This is a genomic window from Novosphingobium sp. GW835-FHT14H07 (assembly GCF_058793515.1).
This window is the reverse complement of record NZ_JBXAFX010000010.1, coordinates 1-18,906: the sequence shown is the minus strand read 5'-3', so window position 1 is coordinate 18,906 and position 18,906 is coordinate 1. Positions and strand designations below refer to the sequence as shown.

General features: G+C 61.9%; 14 protein-coding genes. 6 read left to right on the top strand and 8 right to left on the bottom strand.

What is annotated here, in order from left to right; genetic code table 11:
• Positions 1-316: 316 nt before the first annotated feature.
• From AC1Q5P_RS10950 to AC1Q5P_RS10920, 7 genes are all read right to left on the bottom strand, one after another.
• On the bottom strand, positions 317-1,753 hold the full coding sequence (locus tag AC1Q5P_RS10950) for an aldehyde dehydrogenase family protein (RefSeq protein WP_492518944.1): 1,437 nt from the start codon (positions 1,751-1,753) through the stop codon (positions 317-319).
• Entirely contained in the window at positions 1,750-2,931 is a 1,182-nt protein-coding gene (locus tag AC1Q5P_RS10945; protein ID WP_492518943.1) for a CaiB/BaiF CoA transferase family protein, read from the bottom strand. The genes AC1Q5P_RS10950 and AC1Q5P_RS10945 overlap by 4 nt, the downstream gene beginning before the upstream one ends.
• Positions 2,931-4,133 carry an acyl-CoA dehydrogenase gene (locus tag AC1Q5P_RS10940; protein WP_277278914.1) on the bottom strand — a complete coding sequence of 401 codons (1,203 nt, stop codon included), beginning with the start codon at positions 4,131-4,133 and terminating at the stop codon, positions 2,931-2,933. Before AC1Q5P_RS10940 ends, AC1Q5P_RS10945 begins: the two co-directional genes overlap by 1 nt.
• 20 nt (positions 4,134-4,153) lie before the next feature.
• Positions 4,154-5,401 carry a 4-aminobutyrate--2-oxoglutarate transaminase gene (gene gabT / locus AC1Q5P_RS10935; protein WP_492518942.1) on the bottom strand — a complete coding sequence of 416 codons (1,248 nt, stop codon included), beginning with the start codon at positions 5,399-5,401 and terminating at the stop codon, positions 4,154-4,156.
• A 250-nt stretch (positions 5,402-5,651) separates the two neighbouring features.
• The gene (locus AC1Q5P_RS10930) at positions 5,652-6,998 is read right to left on the bottom strand and encodes an aspartate aminotransferase family protein (RefSeq protein ID WP_492518941.1); all 1,347 of its coding nucleotides are present in this window, start codon (positions 6,996-6,998) and stop codon (positions 5,652-5,654) included.
• Positions 6,999-7,052: 54 nt separating this feature from the next.
• Positions 7,053-7,232, bottom strand: coding sequence for a hypothetical protein (locus AC1Q5P_RS10925; protein ID WP_492518940.1), 180 nt, complete (start codon positions 7,230-7,232; stop codon positions 7,053-7,055).
• 238 nt (positions 7,233-7,470) lie between these two features.
• Complete coding sequence (locus AC1Q5P_RS10920) at positions 7,471-8,826, bottom strand: IS1380-like element IS1247 family transposase (protein ID WP_006473457.1); 1,356 nt, start codon at positions 8,824-8,826, stop codon at positions 7,471-7,473.
• 336 nt (positions 8,827-9,162) lie between these two features.
• On the opposite strand from AC1Q5P_RS10920, the gene AC1Q5P_RS10915 reads away from it, so the two are divergent.
• The 6 genes from AC1Q5P_RS10915 to AC1Q5P_RS10890 all read left to right on the top strand — a co-directional run bounded on the left by AC1Q5P_RS10915 (position 9,163) and on the right by AC1Q5P_RS10890 (position 17,976).
• Complete coding sequence (locus AC1Q5P_RS10915; protein WP_492518939.1) at positions 9,163-9,747, top strand: cupin domain-containing protein; 585 nt, start codon at positions 9,163-9,165, stop codon at positions 9,745-9,747.
• A gap of 28 nt (positions 9,748-9,775) precedes the next feature.
• On the top strand, positions 9,776-10,843 hold the full coding sequence (locus AC1Q5P_RS10910; protein ID WP_492518938.1) for an AraC-like ligand-binding domain-containing protein: 1,068 nt from the start codon (positions 9,776-9,778) through the stop codon (positions 10,841-10,843).
• A 132-nt stretch (positions 10,844-10,975) separates the two neighbouring features.
• Positions 10,976-12,733, top strand: coding sequence for a caprolactamase subunit beta (capB, locus tag AC1Q5P_RS10905; RefSeq protein WP_277278922.1), 1,758 nt, complete (start codon positions 10,976-10,978; stop codon positions 12,731-12,733).
• 17 nt (positions 12,734-12,750) lie between these two features.
• Positions 12,751-14,826 (top strand): caprolactamase subunit alpha, encoded by a 2,076-nt coding sequence (gene capA, locus AC1Q5P_RS10900; RefSeq protein WP_492518937.1) that lies wholly within the window; start codon positions 12,751-12,753, stop codon positions 14,824-14,826.
• Positions 14,827-14,971: 145 nt separating this feature from the next.
• A complete protein-coding gene (locus AC1Q5P_RS10895) occupies positions 14,972-17,389 on the top strand; it encodes a TonB-dependent receptor (protein ID WP_492518936.1) in 2,418 nt (805 codons plus the stop codon).
• A gap of 356 nt (positions 17,390-17,745) precedes the next feature.
• The gene (locus AC1Q5P_RS10890; RefSeq protein WP_277278927.1) at positions 17,746-17,976 is read left to right on the top strand and encodes a helix-turn-helix transcriptional regulator; all 231 of its coding nucleotides are present in this window, start codon (positions 17,746-17,748) and stop codon (positions 17,974-17,976) included.
• Here the strand turns inward: AC1Q5P_RS10890 and AC1Q5P_RS10885 are convergent.
• Positions 17,957-18,844, bottom strand: coding sequence for a tyrosine-type recombinase/integrase (locus tag AC1Q5P_RS10885; protein ID WP_492518935.1), 888 nt, complete (start codon positions 18,842-18,844; stop codon positions 17,957-17,959). The genes AC1Q5P_RS10890 and AC1Q5P_RS10885 overlap by 20 nt on opposite strands.
• Positions 18,845-18,906: the final 62 nt, after the last annotated feature.

Sequence of the window (18,906 nt, the reverse complement as noted above, 5' to 3'; positions counted from 1 at the left end):
AAGGCCGGGCACGGACAGGTCTGCACCGAATGCAGTGAGGGAAACGTCGCTCGAAGGAGTGGTGCGGGCAGGCATGCGAAGCATGACCACACGGTCCGCATGAGCGCGCGTTGCATGGCCTGGCAGAGTTCGGTCAGGGGTGCGGATTAGTCATTAAAGGGGATGGCGCATTGGGCGGTGGTTGATAACGGTTACGTGTCATTGACACCATCAACACGACCGACGTCGTTCAAAAATGGGATGTCGAATTACAACAAACTCAGGTGACAGCGTTCATTCATAGTCGGTTCCACTGTTAAGCGAAGTGGAATCCCCCTCAGCCACAAAATACGTAGGACGTCTTGATCTGGCTGTAGAACTCGGCGGCGTGGCGGCCCTGTTCGCGCGAACCGAACGATGAGGCATTTCGTCCGCCGAAAGGCACATGATAGTCAACTCCGGCGGTCGGCAGGTTAACCATCACCATCCCGGCCTTGACGCTCTTCCGGAAAGCGCTGGCTGCCTTCAGGCTGGTTGTGCAGATGCCCGCCGAGAGACCGAATTCAGTATCGTTGGCCAACGTGAGCGCGTGATCGAAATCATCAGCGATGATGACCGCGGCGCAGGGGCCGAAAATTTCCTCTCTGGCAACGCGCATGGTGTTCCTGGCATCGAGAAACAGCGCGGGGAAGAGGTAATAGCCGCGATCAGGCCGGTCGAGCAGTTCGCCGCCCCAGACCGCGGCACCTTCCTCGCGGGCAAGCGCGATATAGTCGAGATCGGACTGTAGCTGGCTCGATGAAGCCACTGGCCCGATCGTGGTTGCCGGATCAAGCGCATTGCCGACAAACTGCCGCGACAGATCAGCCTTCATGCGCGCAACGAAAGCATCATATATCCCTCGGGTCACAATGAACCGCGAGGCGGCGGTGCAGCGTTGACCGGTGGAGAAGAATGCGGCGTTGATGCAGGCGGGCACCGCGACGTCGAGATCGGCGTCATCAAGCACAACCATCGGGTTCTTTCCGCCCATTTCTGCCTGCACGCGCTTGAGGCCCGCGCCGCAGGCCGCAATCAGCCGCCGGCCCACGCCTTCCGATCCGGTGAACGAGATCGCTGAAACTGCGGGGTGGTCGACCAGCGCCTGACCGACCTCGCTGCCGCGCCCCATCACCAGATTGACCACGCCGGGCGGGCACCCTTCCTCATGCAGAATTCTCACCAGCGCATGGACGCATCCGGGGACGATGTCGGCCGGCTTGATTACCACGCAGTTGCCCCAGGCGAGCGCGGGCGCCAGCTTCCATGCGGGAATGGCGATGGGGAAGTTCCACGGCGTGATAAGGCCGATAACGCCAACCGGCTCGCGCGTGATCTCGATATCGACACTGGGCCGCACGGACGGCAACAGCTGGCCGCCCGGCCTCAGGCACTCGCCCGCGAAGAATTGGAAAATCTGCCCGGCGCGGCTGACCTCGGCCACCCCTTCGGCAAGGGTCTTTCCTTCTTCGCGGCTGAGCAGACGGCCGATCTCCTCGCGTTCGGCCAGAAGCCGTGCGCCCACGCGCAGCAGCAAATCGTGACGGATCTGCGGGCTGGCAGTCGACCATGACGGCAAGGCGCGCTGCGCCGCATCGACGGCTGCCGCCACATCCTCGGCACCGCCCTGGGTGTAGCAGCCCACAACCTCGTCAAGGTTGGACGGATTGTAGGTCACGCGTTGCCCCTGGCCGGGCGTGGCAACACCATCGACGATATTGGAGAGTGGAGTCATGCGCGCGATTCCCGGTTCAGCGTTGTCCATTTCTTGCCCGCACGGATCGCGGTGTCATGTTCGCCAAGCTGCGGCGCCGGAACGTCGCTGGCTGCCATCGCGCCGCTCATCACGATCGGTGTCCGGACACCGCGCAGCCCTTCGCCGAGCTCGACGCACATGCCGCGCGCCTGCACTTGCGGATCGGCGAACACCTCGTCGACGCGGTTGATCGGTCCGGCCGGGATTCCGTTCTTGTCACAAGCGGCAAGCAAATCGGCCTTGCGCCACGCGCGCACTGACGCGCCGATCAGTTCTGCCAGCTCGCTGCGATGGGCAACGCGCTCGGCATTACCGATGAAGCGGGGGTCCGCGGGCATGGCCTGCCTGCCGATGATCGTGCAGAACCGGCGGAATTGCTCGTCATTGCCCACCGCAAGGATGAACGGGCCATCGCTGGCCTCGAATACCTGGTAAGGCGCGATATTGGGGTGGGCATTGCCCAGCCGACGAGGGGCCACTCCCGATGCGAGGAAGTTGAGTGCCTGATTGGCGAGCACGCCAACCATCGAATCAAGCAGCGCCATGTCGATGTTCTGCCCGCTGCCCGTCGCATTCCGTTCGATCAGGGCGGCTTCGATTGCGACCGTTGCATAGAGCCCGGTGATGATGTCGGCCAGCGCCACACCGATCTTTTGCGGCTCAGCCTCGGGCGCGCCGGTAAGGTCCATCATCCCGCTCAGGCCCTGAACGACAAAGTCATACCCCGCGCGCGGCGCATAGGGGCCGGTTTGGCCAAACCCGGTGATCGAACAATAGATCAGCCCCGGATTGCTTTCAGCCAGCGCAGCATAGTCAAGTCCGTAGCGCGTCAGCCCGCCAAGCTTGAAATTCTCCACCACCACGTCAGCTTCGGCAATCAGCGCGCGGATGAACTCAAGATCTTCGGCCTTGCGGAAATCGGCGATCACACTGCGCTTGCCGCGGTTGCAGGCATGGAAATAGGCCGCCTCGCGCGTGCCATCGCTTCGGGTGACGAAAGGCGGCCCCCAGGTGCGGGTATCGTCACCGGCGGGGCTTTCCACCTTGATAACATCGGCGCCAAGGTCAGCCAGCGTCTGTCCGACCCATGGGCCGGCGAGGATCCGCGCCAGTTCGACGACGCGAACCCCCTGCAATGGTCTGGCGTGACCGGCCATCAGGAGAATGCCTGAATGCCGGTGATCGCCCGTCCAAGGATCAGCGCGTGGACATCGTGCGTCCCCTCGTAAGTGTTGACCGTTTCAAGGTTCAGTGCGTGGCGCAGGATCTGGAATTCCTCGGAAATGCCGTTGCCGCCGTGCATGTCGCGGGCCATGCGCGCGATATCGAGCGCCTTGCCGCAGTTATTGCGCTTGATCATGCTGATCATTTCGGGCGCCGCCGCATCGCTGTCCAGCAACCGGCCAACCTGCAACGCCGCCTGAAGCCCGAGCGCGATCTCAGTGCTCATGTCGGCCAGCTTCTTCTGGAACAACTGCGTCGCGGCCAGGGGTTTGTTGAACTGGTGACGGTCAAGGCCGTATTGCCGCGCCGCGTGAAGGCAGAACTCCGCAGCCCCAAGCGCACCCCAGGCGATGCCGAAGCGTGCGCGGTTGAGGCACCCGAACGGTCCCTTCAATCCGGCAACGCCCGGCAGGAGCGCGTCTTCGCCCACCTCGACATTGTCCATGACGATCTCGCCGGTAATCGAGGCGCGCAGTGAGAGTTTGCCGCCGATCTTGGGGGCGGAAAGCCCCTTCAGGCCCTTGTCGAGCACAAATCCCCGGATCGCGCCGCCATGCGCCTGGGACTTGGCCCAGACCACGAACACATCGGCAATCGGCGCGTTGGAAATCCACATCTTGCTGCCGTTGAGGACATAGCCGCCCTCGCTCTTGCGCGCAGTCGTGGTCATGCCGCTGGGGTCCGAGCCTGCCCCCGGTTCGGTCAGGCCAAAACAGCCGATCGCTTCGCCGCGCGCAAGCAGGGGAAGGTATTTGCGCCTTTGCTCGTCCGAACCATAAGCATGGATCGGATACATCACGAGCGAGCTTTGCACGCTCATCATCGAACGGTAGCCGGAGTCGACCCGCTCAACCTCGCGCGCGATCAGCCCGTAGGACACATAGCCCGCGCCAAGCCCGCCAAACTCTTCGGGGATGGTTACACCCAGCATCCCGAGCTCGCCCATCTCGGCAAAGATGGCCGGATCGGTGGTTTCGTTGCGGAAAGCCTCGATCACCCGCGGTTGCAGCCGCTCCTGGGCGTAGGCACGCGCGGTATCGCGGATCATCCGCTCTTCCTCGCTCAGTTGCGCTTCGAGGCGCAGCGGATCCGCCCAGTCGAAGGGGCCTAGCTCAGGCTTGGAATGGTGGGCCACGATCAGTCTCCTTGGCGTGTTCAGGCAGCGGCGAGCGCGTCCTCGAGCGAGGCCTCAAGCAGATCGAGCGCCTCCTCGACGATGGCGTCAGGCATGGTGAGAGCGGGCAGCAGGCGGATCACGTTCTGGCGGGTGCCGCAGCTCAGCAGCAGCAGGCCACGCGCTTCCGCAGCCGCGACAACCGCACTTGTCATCGCGGGATCGGGCGCATTGCTGGTGCGATCGGTAACGAACTCGATCGCGATCATCGCGCCGCAATGGCGGACCTGCCCGATCCGCTCCATCCCCTGCCGCGCGGCTATCTCGGCAATGCGCCCAGCCATGCGTTCGCCGATCATCTGCGCACGTGAGCACAGATTATCTTCGGCAATCACGTCGAGCACGGCATTGGCCGCTGCCACAGCGACGGGGTTGCCCGCATAAGTTCCGCCAAGGCCACCCGCGTTCACCGCATTCATTACCTCGGCACGGCCAACCACCGCGGCAAGCGGGAAACCGCCGGCCAGCCCCTTGGCCATGGTGACAAGGTCGGCCTTGACCCCCGAATGCTCCATGCAGAACATCTTGCCGGTGCGGGCCATGCCGGTCTGGATTTCGTCCGCAATGAGCAGGATACCGTGCTTGTCGGCAATCTCGCGCAAGGCTTTGAGGAAATCGGTCGGCGCGGGGTTGAAGCCGCCTTCTCCCTGAACCGGTTCGACGATGAACGCCGCGACCCGCGCCGGATCAACGTCGGCTGCAAACAGGTTGTTAAGCCCCGCCAGAGCCTGTTCGACACTGACGCCGTGGAACGCGTTGGGGAAGGGGGCGTGATAGACTTCCGACGGGAACGGCCCGAACCCGGCCTTGTACGGCACGACCTTCCCGGTCAGCGCCATGCCCATCATAGTGCGACCATGAAACGCACCGGTGAAGGCGATGACCGCGCTCCGGCCGGTCGCCGCGCGCGCGATCTTGATCGCGTTTTCGACCGCTTCCGCCCCGGTCGTGACCAGCATGGTTCGCGCCGGACCGCTGACGGGTGCGATGGCATTGAGACGCTCGGCCAGCCGGATGTAGCCCTCGAAGGGGGTGACGTGAAAGCAGGTGTGGGTGAACTGGCCAGCCTGTGCCTGCGCCGCTGCCATGATTTTGGGGTGGCAATGGCCGGTATTTGTCACGGCGATCCCTGCCGCGCAATCGACGTAACGCTTGCCGTCAACGTCCCACAGTTCGGCATTGAACCACTTCACCCGGCCTGCTTTTCGGATACCGAGATCGACTATCATATTAACAGTCTGAAATCTGAGCTGGACGTTCTATCTAAGAAAATGAAAAAAGCTGCGAAGGTCCAAGCGACAAAGCCCTTGTTTCCAAGCGCTTGATCTTTCAACGCTGATCCACCGCGATGACATGGCGTTCTGATCCTCGGCGTCGGGGGGCGCCGCTGTTGCTCTGATCCACATTTCAGGGGCTTGCCCGCGTCGTACGGGCCGGGCCCGTGCGCGGGCGGGCTTGTGCCCCCCCGCGCCAAGGCTGTCAGCCGCGCTCCGCGGCAACGGCATCCATCGCCGCGCGGGCAATGGCGAACATCTCTGTCACCTGCGCCTCGGTGATGATCAGCGGCGGGCAGAAGCAGATCGCATCGCCGATCCCGCGAATGATCAGCCCTTCGGCCTGCATCCGGTCGGCTACGGCGGTGCCAGCCTGCCCCGGCTTGTCCCATCCCTTGAGTTCCACCGCCCCGATCAGGCCGACGCCGCGCGCATGGTCGGCCAGCGGATGGGCGGCCAGATCCTTGATCCCGGCCTGGAACATCTGCGCCAGACGCGCTGCATTGCCAACCAGATCGCGTTCCTCGATGATCTTGACGTTCTCCAACCCCACTGCGGTGGCGACCGGATGGCCCGAGGCGGTGAACCCATGCCCGAACGACCCGATGCGGTGCGATTCATCCGCGATGGGCTGGTAGAAGGCATCGTTGATCACGATGGCCGACAGCGGCAGATACGAAGACGACAGCTGCTTGGACAGCACCAGCACATCGGGCACGATGTCATAGGTTTCACAGGCGAACATCTTGCCCGTCCGGCCAAAGCCACAGATCACCTCGTCGGCAACCAGCAGGATATCGTGCTTGCGCAGGATCGCCTGCACCCCGGCCCAATAGCCTGCCGGGGGCGGCAGCACGCCGCCTGCGCCCATCACCGGCTCGCCCCACATTGCGGCGATGGTGTCGGCGCCCTCGCGTTCGATCAACGCTTCCAGATCGGTCAGCATCCGGGCGGTGAAGTCGGCCTCGGACTCGCCCTCCTTGCCGAACAGCTCGTAGCTGGGGCAGGAGGTGTGGATCATCCGGTCGATGGGCAGGTCAAAGCTGGTATGGTTGCGCTCGATCCCGGTGATCGACCCGGCAGCGATGGTCACGCCGTGATAGCCCTTGATCCGGCCGATGATCTTTTTCTTTTCCGGCCGCCCCATGGCGTTCGAGCGGTACCAGACCATCTTGGCGACCAGATCATTCGCTTCGGACCCGGACGAGGTGAAATGCACCTTCGACATCGGGAACGGGATCAGCGACAGCAGCTTCTCTGCCAGATCGACCGAGGGGCCATGGGTCTTGTAGTTGAACTGGTGGTAATAGGGCAGCTTGGACATCTGGTCAAAGGCCGCCTTGGCCAGACGCGGTTCGCCAAAGCCCACCGCCACCGACCACAGCCCGGCCAGCCCCTCGATATACCGCTTTCCGGTGTTGTCGTAGACATAGATGCCTTCGCCGCGTTCGATGACGACCGATCCGGTCTCTTCGTGTTTGCGCATGTCGGCGGCGGCGGGCATCTGATAGCGGATGTCGCGGGCTTCGGTCGAGTTGGGAAGCATGTCCATGGGTCGTCTGCCTTTTCCTGAAGGGATGCCCCTTGCGGGGCACCGGGGCGCCGGTCAGGCGCGGTATGCGGGGAAGCTGTTCGGCGACAGCTCGTCAATGCTGCGGTGCGCCCAGTCCTCGACATGCATATGGTCCCACATGTGCTGGGCCCCCTTTTGCAGGTTCGCGGCAAGCGTCGCTTCGTCATAGCCGGGAATGATGTGGTCGCGCATCACGAAATGTCCGTCGATCATGCTGGATTTCAGGTCATCCTGCATTCCCCAAGTGGCGTGTCGTTTGAGGTGAAGATCGCCTGTATCCGAGCGCTAGACAAGGATTTTCTGCCGCAAGCGGCACCTGCGGTCGCGCAGACTGCTGGATCTGGACGGATCAGACCGCGAAGCCGCTGTTTCCTTGCCCAGGGGCGGCGTTTTTCAGCGCAGCGGACAGATCTGTCCAGCCGCTTTCGTTCAGTTTGAGCGTGGATCGCGATCATGCGCATAGCGGTGGCGCTCGCAATCGGCGGATAGCGGCGAGGATGGCGCGTACCATCGTGCCGGTGACAGCGACCTCGGCCAGCTGGAAGGTGATGGTGCGGGCGTGACGGACCACACGTGCCCCGATCTTGATCAGCTTCAGTTGCAGGCTGGTCAACGACCAGTCGGCCATGGCCTCGGGCAGCTCGATGCAGCGCAAGAAGGTGGCCAGGTTGTACGCCAGGGCGTGCAGTTGCAGCCGCACCTCATTGTCGCGGAACTTCCGGCACGACAGCCGCGTCCAGCGAAAGGCGTATTTGCCCTCTTTGATGTGCTGCTCGGCGGTGCCGCGCTGGTTGTAGAACCGCACCACCCAGTCCGGCTCCATCGGCAGGTTGGTGACGATGAAGCCGACACGCGGGAACAGTTCGCCCGGATGCCATTCGATCTTGGCGATCACCCGGCGTTCCTTGTCCCAGGACGCCGCCTGATACTCGAATTCCTCGAAGAACCGCTTGACCTTGGTCAGTGACGGCCGCCCGACAGGGCGCGTTAGCCGATGCGCGATCTTGTCCTTGAGGACCGCGTTTGCGGGCAGCCGGATGGCGTAGAAGAACCGCGCTTCTTCCAATCGCTCATAGATCGCCGGGATCGCGTAGGCAGCATCGGCCCGGAAGAACCTGCCACCAAGGTCGCGCTCCGCGTAGCGCGCAATGACGGGGTCGAGAACATCACGCCAGCCATCGGCGCTGTGGACGTTGCCATGGCGCAGGGCGCAGCGTTCCAGCATCCCGAACTGGTTGAACAGAAAGTTGGGGTGATAGCAGCTACAGTCGAAATGGCCATTCCAGGCGGACCCTTCCTGGTCGCCATGGGTCGGGCTGACCGAGCTGTCCATGTCCAGAACGATGTACTTCAGCCCGTTACGGTCATGGAACCGGTCGATCCATTGCCCGTTCAGGTCGGCCAGCGCGGCACGGTTCCCGGCCAGAGCCAGCGTCTCGGTCTCGAACCGTCCCATCTGCGATGCCGAGGCCGCTTGTGCATCGACCGCTCTGCCGCCGACAACTTGGCGCATGACCGGATCGCAGGCGAGACGGTTGGCGTCGTTGACATCCTCGTATCCGGCCAGCCGCCCAAAGACTGATTGCCGGAACAGGCCGTCGAGCCGATGGACCGTGTTCTTGCCAGAGCGAGTATCGCGCAGCGCCGCTGACGCCAAATCGGACAACCCGAGCGCGTCATCAAGCTCGCGCATCACCAGAAGGCCGCCGTCGGAACTGAGCTGCGTGCCGCGAAATTCCAGCCGCACGCGAGGGTCGAAATCCACCCGATCTGCCCGTTGCAAGCCCGCACCCTCTGGGTGATCCATATGAAACGCGCCCATCGCAGCCTTCAACACCATGTTTTATATAGGAAATGTAATGGTCAGGACAGCGAAATCAGCGCCTTACTTGGGAAATGTGGGATTGAGCGCGTGCGCCGCATAGATCTGGCGGGTTCCCACCCCCTGGCTCACGGCGTCGAGATGCCTCGCGCGTAGTTGCTCGCTGATCGTCATTGTCTCGCACTCCCGCTCCGTGTCGGTGGACCGACCGAAGCTCAGGGCTAGAATTGCACAATATTCTGTGCAATGAGCTTGGGTGCAGGATCGCTTGGCATAGCGCGCAACACAGCCGCAGCCCGGCCTGCTAGAGGGAGTACTGGCGTGGCGGAAGACCGCTTCGAAGTTGGCAAGAGATTGGCGGAATTGCGTCGATCTGCGGGAATGAGTCAGCGTGAGCTGGCTGCCCGTGCGGGTGTGCCTAATGCCCTCATTTCAATGGTAGAGCGTGACCGATCGAGTCCCTCGGTCGCGTCCTTGCGCAAGATTTTGGGCGGATTCCCGATTTCGATGGCAGAGTTCTTCTCGCCCGAACCAGAGCATGATGAGCGCATTTTCTTCGGCCCCGGCGATCTGGTCGACCTGACCGGCAAGATCTTCTTGCAGCGTGACGACGGTGCCGCTGCGGTAAAGTTGCAGCAGGTCGGGGATGCCCGACAGCACAACCTCCAGATCATGCAGGAACTCTACGCCCCCGGCGCTGACACCGGGGAGCAGATGCTCGAACATGTCGGACACGAAGGCGGCGCGGTTCTGTCTGGTGAGCTTGAAATAACGGTCGGCAATCAAAGCAAGGTGTTGCGGGCAGGCGATTCCTACCTGTTCGACAGTGCCACACCGCATCGCTTCAGAAATTGCGGAACGACGGAAGCGCGGGTCATATCGGCCTGCACGCCGCCCTACCTTTAGGCGGGCGCGGCACGATGGAGGGAGTCTAATGGCTACAGCGTTTTTGAACGGTATCGCCCCGGGATGGCCGCTTCCCGAATTGCCCGATGCGCTCCCGGCTCGCTGGGAGCAGCAGCAGATCGCGCGGATCGAGGACTGGCACAGCAAGGTTGGCGATTGCTACTTCCCGCTCGCCGTCGATCGCTACGACCAGTCGGGCGACGATCTGGATGGCTCGATCGTCAACGGCCAGTTGGGCCATTTGCACATTTCTCGGCTGCGCTCATCCCCTGTCATATACCGGCGCGAGCGTCATCACTTCCGGCGGCAGAGCGATCACAGCTTTCTTGTCACGCTGCCGCACGAAGCGCCGGTGCGCTTTAACCAGTTCGGCCGCGAAGTGATCTGCGCGCCCGACGAATTCATTCTTGAAACCAGCAATTCGCCTTACGTCTTCGAATACGATCGCTCTAATGCGATGACGGTGATCAAGGTCCCCGCCAACCTGCTGTCCGATCGCGTGCCAACGCCCGAGGATTTTTGCGCCATGCGCTACAGCGGGCGCGAGGGCGCCGGCGCGATGTTTCTCAACATGATCCAGTCGATGATTGCCCAGGTCGACTACCTCAGCGACTCGGTTGCCTTGCGCTGTTCGGAACACGCCATAGATCTCCTGGCGCTAGCCCTGACGAGCAGCACGCCGAACCGCGCGCAGTTTTCCAGCTCGGTCAGGCGGTGCCACCTCGACCGGGTATCGCTCTACGTCATGCATAACCTGGCGGACACGGACCTCTCACCGCAGTCGATCAGCGAAGCCTGCGGACTGTCGGTGCGCTATCTCCACCTGCTGTTCGAACCCACCGGCTGGACGTGCTGGCAGTGGATTAGGGAGTGCCGCCTCAGCCGCTGCTTCAACGCCTTGCTTGAGCCATGTAACGATGCGCGATCGATCGCGGAGGTGTGCTATCGCTGGGGGTTTTCGGACCAGACGACATTCTCACGCGCGTTCAAGAGCCGCTTTGCAATGACCCCCGGTGACGTGCGCCGCCATCGCCTGACACTCCGCCCGCTGCGTGATCCGCGCTTCGAGCTGATTGTGCGCGCGGCAGAGGGATAAGCTGCTGCGGCAACTGCGCGCGTTGTCAAAAGCGAGTGCGCTGCTGCTCATTGAGATAACCGGCTTGGTGGCCAATCCTTCGCTCCAATAATTGCCCGCTAGTCTCGCGGGCTTGTTGGAGAGGTTTTGGCAATGGCGGTTGATCCCATCACGCTGGCTGTGGTGCGCGGCGCTCTGGAAACGACCCAGCGCGAAATGACGCTGACGCTGGAAAAGGCTGGGCGTTCGACGGTGTTCACTCTGGCGCACGACTATTCGAACGCATTGTTCGATCATCTCCCGGAAATGATCCTGCAAGGGCAGGACATTCCGATCCACCTCGGCTCGCTGATCCCGGCGATGAAGGCCGTGGCGGCGTTCTATGGCGCCGATATCGCCGAGGGTGACGTGATCTATCACAACGATCCGGCTCATGCGGGAAGCCACATCCTCGATTGCTGCATGTACAAACCAGTTTTCTATAAGGGCGAGCTGGTGTTCTGGACGGTGTGCAAGGGGCACCTGACCGACATCGGCGGTCCGGTTCCGGCCGGCTACAATCCCGACGCCAAGGAAATCTATGCCGAGGGACTGCGCATCCCGCCGGTCAAGTTATGGGAAAAAGGCAAGCGACGCGAGGATGTCATTAACCTGCTGATGACCAACATGCGCGCGCGCCGCGATCAGGAAGGCGACATGAACGCCCAGTACGGCGCGTGCAGTGTGGGCGAGCGCAACCTCATCCGCCTGCTCGACAAGTACGGGGTGGAAACCGTTCGCGCCGCGATCGCCGAGCTAAAGAACATGGCGGACCGCCAGATGCGCGAGATCATCTCCTCGCTGCCTGACGGTGAATATCATGGAAGCTCGGTGCTTGAGGACAGCGGTCACGGGTTCGGCGAGCTGACCATCGAGGCCAAGGTGACGATCAAGGGCGACGAGCTGGCGATTGCCATCAATTCCCCGCCGCAACTGCCCTATTTCATCAACTCTTACCCCGGCAATTCAATCTCGGGTGTCTATCTCGGGCTGATGATGTTTGCCGAGGTGCCGCCGCCCTACAATGAAGGGTTGTACCGCTGCGTCACGGTCGATCTTGGCCCGCCGGGAACGCTGTGCAACGCCGTTGAGCCGGCACCGCATGTCAATTGCACCACCACGCCGATGGAATCGCTGACGGACTCGGTCCGCTGCGCTCTGGAAAAAGCCGCGCCGGATCGGGTTTCGGCAAGCTGGGGCCATACCAGCGGGATCAATATCGCCGGCATGGACGGACGTGGCAAGGTGCCGTCCGAATATGTGACCATGGTGCTTGCCTCGATCATTTCGGGCGCGGGGGCAACCAAGCACATGGACGGCTGGCACTCGTGCGGTCCGCTCTGCTGCTTTGGTGCGCTAAGTTCGGGCGACGTCGAACTGCTGGAGCATTCCTACCCGATCGTCGTCCATCGCTACGGCCTTGCCACCGACAGCGCCGGTGCGGGCGAGTTCCGCGGTGGGTGCGGCACCGTCTGGGAAGTAGAGCCGCTGGGGCATACCATGAGCGTGATCGGCTTCGGCGAAGGGCGGCAGAACCCGACCCTGTCGGCTGCGGGCGCTTACAACGCCATGCCGGAACGCAAGCTTGGCCGACTTGAGGTTGAGCGCGGCGGCGAAGTCGAAAAGCACTTCGTCAACGTCATGGTTGACATCAAACCCGGAGAACGCGCGCGCAACATCAACCCCGGCGGCGGCGGCTATGGCGATCCGCGGCGGCGCCCGCTCGACAAGGTTGCCGACGATGTCCGCAACGGTCTGGTCAGCGTCGAAGCGGCTCGGGCTGAATACGGTGCCGTGATCCACCCGGCCAGCTTTGCCGTCGATCGTGCCGCCAGCGAAGCGCTCCGCGCCGCAGCCATTCCTCAATCTTGAACAGAAGAACCATCGCCATGGACCGCAAATATCGCCTGGGCATCGACGCCGGGGGCACCTTCACCGATTTCGTAATATCCGAGCTTGGCGGGGAAACCCGCCTGTTCAAAGCGCCTTCGACGCCGCACGACGGGACAATTGCAATCCGCGACGGGCTTGGCCAGATTGCCGCCGCGCTGGGCGTAACCCCGGCCGATATCGTCAGTCAGGCCGACCTATGCGTCAACGGTACCACCGTCGCACTCAACGCGCTGATTACCCGCAATGGCGTCAAGACCGGGTTGCTGTGCACCAAAGGCCATGAGGATTCGCTGGAAATCCGCTTGGGCCACAAGGAGGAAGGGCACCGTTACGATACCACATACCCGCAAGCGGAAATGTTGGTGGAGCGCCACCTTCGCCAGCCGATCGATGGGCGGATTCTTGCAGACGGGTCGGAATATGCTCCGCTTGACGAACATGCGGTAAGAGCGGCCTGTGATTACTTCCGGGCGCAGGACGTCAAGAGTGTTGCGATCTCGTTCCTTTGGGCGGCGGTCAACCCGGGTCACGAGCAGCGCGCCAAGGAAATCGTCGAAGAGATGCTGCCCGGTATTCCAGCGTGCTGCGGGCACGAGGTCTATCCGCAGATCCGCGAGTACACCCGCACCTCGACCACAGTGGTCAACGCTTACCTCACTCCGGTGATGGACAGCTATGTCGCGCGCATCGACGACCTGTTCCGCGAGCTCGGCGCCACCCGTCCTGTGCGCTATTTCCAATCCAACGGTGGGTTGGCTCTGGGCGAATCGATGCGTAAACGCGCTGTCGCCGCGATCAATTCGGGCCCGGCTTCCGCTCCGCAGGCCGCACTTTACGTCGCCGCGCCATTCGGGATCGACAACTGCATTACAGTCGACATGGGCGGAACCAGTTTCGACATCACCCTGACCCGCGACGGGCAGACCAACGTCAGTAAGGATATCGACTTTCTACGCTACCGCATCGGCTTGCCGATGATCCAAGTCGAGACGCTGGGCGCGGGCGGCGGGTCAATTGCCCACATCAACGCCCAGGGACTGCTCGAAGTGGGACCGCAGAGCGCCGGGGCCAGCCCCGGTCCGGCCTGCTATGGCAAAGGCGGAACGCTGCCGACGGTAACCGATGCCAACCTGGTCCTTGGGTACCTTGGCCCGGACTCGGTCCTCGGCGGCACGATCAACCTCGACATGACGCGTGCGCGCGAGGCGATCCGGGTCCACCTTGCCGAGCCGCTGGGAATTACTGTCGAGCGCGCCGCTTACGGCATCTTCCAGATCGTCAACCTCAACATGGTCAATGGCATCCGCCGTGTATCGACCGAACGCGGCTACGATCCGCGTGACTTTGCGCTGGTTTGTGCAGGCGGCGCGGCGGCTATGCACATCACCGCGCTGGCCGAAGATATGGGCATCAACGATGTGCTGATCCCCAAACTCGCCTCGGGGCTTTGCGCTTTCGGGCAGGTCATTTCCGACGTCAAATACAACCAGATGACGACCCATCTGGCACTGGTCGACAGCGCGATGGATGTCGATGCGCTTAACGCAGCCTACTACCGGCTGGAGGAGCAGGGGCGGACAATGCTGGCGCGCGACGGGTTTACAAGCGCCGCGATTCGGTTCGAGCGCAGCGCCGATATGCGCTATGTCGGCCAGATCCATGAATGTTCGGTGCCTGTGCCCGATGGTACGCTGGGAAGCTCCGAAATTGCTGCGCTGATCGATGCCTTCCACACCCGGCACGAACAGCTTTTCACCTATTCGGAACGGCAGAACCCGGTCGAGCTGGTCAACATCGAGTCCATCTCTGTCGGCCCCGTCGAAAAGATTCGCCGTGCCGACCTCGTCACCGACGGTTCGGACGCAGCGCAGGCACGCAAGGGGCAACGCCAGGCGATCGTCGATGATGAGATGACTTTGATAGCGGTGCCGGTCTTCGACGGCACCACGCTTCCCGTCGATGCTGCCATCGTCGGCCCGGCTCTCGTCGAGGAGCCGACCACAACGATTGTGGTGCGGACCGGATGGACTCTGCGCCTCGACAAGAGCGGCTGTTACCATGTGCAGCGCTGATAGCGCGCTGCACTGGCTGTCAAGTCCTTGTGCGCTGGCAACCGATGAGTTTCGCCAGGAAGTCGCTACTCAATTGCTTGGGAAATACATCAACCTTTGGGGGGGAATAATGGGCAGGCAACCTAATTGCAGCCGCTGTGCGCGGATGGGACTTTTCGCGACGGCTGCGGCACTTGCCCTAGGCTGGGCTAACCCTGCATTGGCCCAGGACAGCAGTGCAGCCGAGCAGGCCCAGCAGGGCGATCAGACTTTCGGCGAAATTACCGTGACGGCCAACAAACGCGAGGAAAGCTCGCAACGAGTTCCAATCGCCATCACCGCGATGAGCGGTACACAGCTTACCACCCTTGGCGTCACCAGCAGCGTCGATGTCGCCAAGCTGGCGCCCAGTGTATCGGTTTCAGGCAGCTATGCCGGGCAGATGTCGCAGTTTTCGATCCGGTCGGTCACGCAAAACGACTTCAACGACCACGTCGAAGCGCCGGTCGCGGTCTATATCGACGAAGGCTACGTTGCGATGCAGCAAGGCCAAACTTTCGCGCTCTTCGACGTCGATCGGGTGGAAATCCTGAAAGGGCCGCAGGGTACGCTGTTCGGGCGGAACGCCACCGGCGGTCTGGTTCATTTTGTTTCCAAGAAGCCGACCGACACGCTCGATGGTTTCATCTCCGCGGAATACGGCTCGTACAACACCGTGCGGTTCGAAGGCGCGGTGGGCGGACCGCTCTCCAGCGGGATGTCAGCGCGGGCTTCAGGGTATTTTCATCGCAACGATGGCTGGATCAAAAATCAGTATCCCCAGCAAACCTTTGTGCCTGCTGCGTTTCAGCCCAACCTCAACAACGCGCTTGGACTGACCACCAGTCTTCCCGGCCTGCAGAACAGCGGCGCGGACATGGGTGATGACAGCACCTGGGCACTGCGCGGACAACTCAAGTTTGATCTCGGCGAAGGCAACCTGCTGCTGACCGCCTTTGGCGGCGAGACAAAGTCGGCAACCGGTGCCTATCAGTCAGTGCAGACCATTGCCGTGCTTGATGCTGCAGGCAACCAAATCAATACGCTGGGCGTGTCGCCGACCAATGCCTACGGCAATTTTCAGATGATCGGCCCCGGCAACGTCAACGTCGCCAGTCCCTGGGCCCCGGCAGTCTATGGTGGTTTGCGCCCTGTCGCAGGTGGCGACTTCTATGGCTATATCGACCCTGATGGTCGCGGCCCGATCACGTCGTCGGATTTTTCTGTTCCCGACGCCAACGTGATGAAGACCTGGGGGGCTAACGCTAACCTCAAGCTGCCGCTCGGCGCGGTCAACTTCACTGCGATCAGCGACTTCAAGAAGTTCGACAAGAATTTCACCCTCGACCTTGAAGCCAGTCCTGCCAGCCAATTCACCTACATTGCCGAGGCACATGCCAAAAGCTTCACGCAGGAGCTTCGCCTCGACGGCGAAAGCGATGCAGTGAAGTGGGTAGCAGGCGCCTATTACCTGCACATCGACAACCGTTCGATCAACGGGCTGGCAGCGATCGCCAACAGCGCGACCGGGTTCTATTTCAATCAGCCGCGCATCGTTGACCTGACCACCAACAGCTACTCGTTGTTCGGTCAGGCCGATATCAAGCTGGCCCAGGACCTTACCCTTACCGCTGGGCTGCGTGGGACGCGCGAGAACAAGGATTTCGACTTCGAAGTTCGTTTCACGCCGAATATCGACCCGATCCACTTGAATCTCAACAATGCGGTCTTCGTGCCGGGCTTTACCCGCGCCCCCTACAGAAAATCGACCGGCGAAACGCTTTGGACCGGCAAGCTCGGGCTGAGCTGGCAGGCCAACCCGGGAACGCTGGTTTACGCCAGCATCAACCGCGGGGTGAAAGCCGGCAGTTTCAACTCGGGTGATGCGACCATGGCCGACGCGGTCATCCCCTACCAGGCCGAGGTCCTGTGGGCCTATGAGGCCGGTATCAAGACCGAGTTGCTCGACCGCAAGTTGCGCCTAAATCTCGGCGCTTACCACTACGACTACCAGGACTATCAGGCATCGCGCTGGCTCGGGCTGTCGAACCTTATCACCAACAATGATGCCGTGATCAATGGGGTCGAGGCCGAACTGACGCTCACCCCGACCCGCAACTTCACCATGAGGGTTGCAGCCGGCTATAACGATGCGACGGTAAAGGGCGTCGTCGTTGGCGGCGTACCACGCAATGTCCGGCCAACCTTTGCGCCGAAGTTCAATTTGTCAGCCTTTGCCCGTTACACCGTGCCCGAAGTTGCGGGCGGTGATCTTTCATTCCAGCTCAGCCTGACCCACCAGTCATCGACGTACCACAACCTTGCCAACTTCGATGCCGACCTGATGTCGGGCTACTCTCTTCTCGACGGGCGCGTCACCTGGGTGTCCACCGCCAGCGGATGGAAGATCGACGCCTTCGTCAACAACATCGCCAACAAGCACTACACCGTGGTCGGGTTCGACCTGGCGCAACTGTGCGGTTGCAATGAAGAGGCGCAGGGTAAGCCGCGCTGGTTCGGGGTAAGCCTGCGCAAGGATTTCTAAGCCGATTTCCACCCACTCGGCCGCGCGTCATCTGGCGCGCGGCCAATTTTTTGCGCTTGACCCGTGATACGCCGCCTTTTTCTCGCTGATGCCACGGACAACTTTTCCGAAGGCAGGGTGTGTGAGAACTGCAACACAAGAATCGAAATAGGGCGTGTGAATCATAATGTCTTGCACCGGCGCGGTCAGTCCAATTGCCTCCCCAGGCTTCCATGGAGGTCCCATATCTTGCCAGCTTCGTAGGGACGCTGGTGTGGCATTGCCATTGAACAGAATTTTTCGGTCTTGCATCGCCACTAATTGTTCCTATTATGTTCTTACAGGAGGGGTTGAGCTGCCAATAGTGGAACTACCCCATGTCGAATACCGAACGCATCATCCGCCTGAAAACTGTGCTGGCTCGCACGGGGCTTTCGCGCTCCACGCTTTATCGAAAGATCGCCGAGGGGACATTCCCCGCGCAGGTCAGGATCAGCATCCACGGTGCCGGTTGGCATGAGTCAGCTGTCAGCAGCTGGATTGCCGATCCGGTTAGCTACGGCCGCATCCAACGTCACGCTGAGCGGATCAATCAGCCTGCGCTCTGATTGCCTTGGTGGGTCCGGCCAGTTCAGCACTATCGAGATAGCTGGACCACCAGGCCATCATTTCCCGGCGCTGCTTGAGATAGCGTGCCGAGTTGTAGGCTGCGCGAACGCCTCGCTGGACGTGGGCAAGCTGCATCTCGATCCAGTCGGGCTCGAAGAGGCCCGACTCGTTGAGGACAGTGCTGGCCAAGGCTCGGAAGCCATGAACGGTGGCCTTTCCGCGCAAGCCGATGCGGTACATGACATCGAGCATCCTGTTCTCGCTGATCGTGCAGCTCTTGCTGCTTGCGACCGGGAACAGGTACTTGCCCAGCCGCTCGTTGCCGGCAGCGCGGAACGGATTGGCCTTCTCAATCTGGTGTAGCAGCTGCACGGCCTGCGGGGAGAGCGGGACGACGTGCTCGGTGCGCATCTTCATACGGTTGGGTGGCAGGCGCCAGATCGGCTCTGTCGTGTCGAGACCTTCGAATTCGCTCCACTCCGCAAAGCGGGTTTCCTGCGTGCGCACCATGGTATGTATGGTCCAGCGCAGTGCTAGGTGGCTCATATCCTCGCCCTGATCCTGGTTCAGCCTCGCGAAGAACGCGGGAAGGTCCTTGGCCTCAACCTTGGTCCGGTGTTGGACCGGAGGCGGCTTCTTCATTGCCGGAGCAATGTCGCGGCTCGGATCGCTGCGACACTTGTCCATCGCGATCGCAAAGCGAAATACCTCGCTGCAATAGTTGCGCACCCGGTGAGCCATCTCGATCGCCCCGCGTGCCTCGATCTTGCGAAGCGCGACCAGCAGCATCTGCGGATCAATCTCGGCAATCGCTTCGTGACCGAGCGTAGGGAAGATGTCCTCGCGCAGGCGGGTGTAGCGCGACATCGTCGGTGACTGGTCAGCGACATTGATGGTGATGTGTCAGCGGTGACGTTGGGGATAGTGTC